The organism is Mycobacterium sp. TH-M82, assembly GCF_057473605.1.
Window position 1 is genome coordinate 1 of record NZ_JBYCKY010000093.1, and the last position, 2673, is coordinate 2673.

Genomic DNA, 2673 nt, shown 5'->3' on the forward strand with positions numbered 1-2673 from the left:
CTGACCACCAGCGACGCCGCCGAGGGCGTGCGCAAATTCTTCCGTACCCGCCCGGCCAAGGATCGGCCCCGGGTGATCGCCGTCGACGCGGTGCCCACCGAGGTCGGCTCCACCTGGGAGCTGGTCAAGGTCTCCCCCGACACCGTCGCCTACCTGCAGTACACCTCCGGTTCCACCCGCACCCCGACCGGCGTGCAGATCACCCACACCAACCTGCCCACCAACGTGGTCCAGGTGATCCACGCGATGCAGGGCCGGGAAGGCGACCGCGGCGTCACCTGGCTGCCGTTCTTCCACGACATGGGTCTGATCACCATCATGCTGAGCCCGCTGCTGGGCCAGCAGTTCACTTTCGTGACCCCGGCGGCCTTCGTGCGCCGGCCTCATCGCGGGAGACGCGCGATGGCGCGCCGGGACGACGACACCGGTGCGGTCTACTCGGTGGCCCCGAACTTCGCTTTCGAGCATGCCGCGCTGCGCGGCCTGCCCCGCGAGGGCGATCCACCGCTGGATCTGTCCAACGTCGTCGCGATCATCAACGGCAGTGAGCCGGTCTCGCCGGCATCGCTGCGCAGGTTCACCGAGGCGTTCGCGCCGTACGGCCTGAGCAAGGAGGCGATCAAGCCGTCCTACGGGCTGGCCGAGGCGACGCTGTTCGTCTCCACCACCCCGCTGGACGAAGCCGCCAAGGTCATCCACGTCGACCGCGAGGTGCTGAACAACCAGATGCGGTTCGTCGAGGTCGCCCCGGATGCGCCGGGTGCGGTCACCCAGGTGTCGGCGGGCCGGATCGGCGTCGGCGAGTGCGCGGTCATCGTCGACCCCGACAGCGGAGCCGAGCTGCCCGACGGCCAGATCGGCGAGATCTGGCTGCACGGTGACAACATGGGCGCCGGCTACTGGAACCGCCCCGACGAAACCACGCAGACTTTCCAGAACGTCCTCACGTCGCGGATCCAGCCCTCACACGCCGAGGGCGCGGCGGAAGACGCGCTGTGGGTACGCACCGGCGACTACGGCGCCTATTACGACGACGACCTCTACATCACCGGCCGGATCAAAGACCTTGTCATCGTCGACGGCCGCAACCACTACCCGCAGGACCTGGAGTACTCGGCGCAGGAGGCCAGCCGGGCGCTGCGCGCCGGCTACGTCGCCGCCTTCTCGGTGCCCGCCAATCAGTTGCCATCGGAGGTGTTCGACAACCCGCACGCCGGCCTGAAATACGACCCGGAGGACATCTCCGAGCAGTTGGTGATCGTCGCCGAGCGTGCTCCTGGCGCGCACAAGCTGGACCATGCGCCTATCGCCGACGACATCCGGGCGGCTATCGCGGTACGGCACGGGGTGACCGTGCGCGACGTGCTGCTGGTGCCGGCCGGGTCGATCCCCCGCACGTCCAGCGGCAAGGTCGGCCACCGGGCCTGCCGCACCGCCTATCTCGACGGCAACCTGCGCAGCGGTGCCTCGCAGCCGTCCCCGGATTCCGTCCCCGACCGATAGGGGTGACAATGACCGATGATGACATGGTCCGTGCCGCGGGCCGAACCGATCTGACCGTCGCGCAGATGCGGTCCTGGCTGCGCAACTGGGTGGCCAAGGCCACCGGCCAGGCGCCGGATGCCGTCAACGAGAGCGTTCCGATGGTCGAGCTGGGTCTGTCGTCGCGCGACGCGGTGGCGATGGCCTCCGACATCGAAGACCTCACCGGCGTCACATTGTCGGCGACGGTCGCGTTCCGCCACCCCACCATCGAGGCGCTGGCCACGGTGATCGTCGAGGGCGAGCCGGTGGCCTGCGATGACGCCGAGGGCGAGGACTGGTCGCGGGATCCCGACGTCGCCGACATCGCGGTGGTGGGGCTGGCCACCCGGTTCCCCGGTGACATGAATACCCCGGACCAAACATGGCAGGCGCTGCTGGAGGGCCGCGACGCGATCACCGACCTGCCGGAGGGCCGCTGGTCGGAGTTCCTGGACGAACCGCGGATCGCCGAGCGGGTGAGTTCTGCGCGCACCCGCGGCGGCTACCTGAAAGACATCAAGGGCTTCGACTCCGAGTTCTTCGCGCTGTCGAAGCTGGAGGCCGACAACATCGACCCGCAGCAGCGAATGGCCCTCGAGCTGACCTGGGAGGCGCTGGAGAACGCCCGCATCCCGGCGTCGGCCCTGCGCGGGGAGTCCGTCGGCGTCTACATCGGCACCTCCCTCGCCGACTACCAGTTCCTGGCCATGTCGGACCCGAGCGTCTCGCACCCATACGCGATCACCGGTAACGCGAGTTCGATCGTCGCCAACCGGGTGTCGTACTTCTACGACTTCCGCGGCCCGTCGGTGGCGGTGGACACCGCGTGCTCGTCGGCGCTGGTCGCCGCGCACTCGGGGGTGCGGGCGCTGCGCCACGGAGAGTGCGACGTGGCGCTGGTCGGCGGGGTGAACGCACTGATCACTCCGCTGGTGACGGTCGGGTTCGACGAGGTCGGCGGGGTGCTGGCCGCCGACGGGCGGATCAAGTCGTTCTCGTCCGACGCCGACGGCTACTCCCGTGCCGAGGGCGGCGGCATGCTGGTGCTCAAGCGCGTCGACGACGCCCGCCGCGACGGCGATGCGATCCTGGCCGTGATCGCCGGCAGCGCGGTCAACCACGACGGCCGCTCGAACGGCCTGCTGGCGC

The 2673-nt window shown here is 69.6% G+C and carries 2 protein-coding genes; both read left to right on the plus strand.

Annotated elements, in window-relative coordinates; translation table 11 throughout:
- Positions 1-1503 (plus strand): AMP-binding protein (locus AC2VON_RS02735; protein WP_486951562.1); only part of this gene is annotated, 1503 nt, incomplete at its 5' end.
- An 8-nt stretch (positions 1504-1511) separates the two neighbouring features.
- Positions 1512-2673: beta-ketoacyl synthase N-terminal-like domain-containing protein (locus AC2VON_RS02740; RefSeq protein ID WP_486951563.1), on the plus strand; the 1162-nt coding region annotated here is incomplete at its 3' end.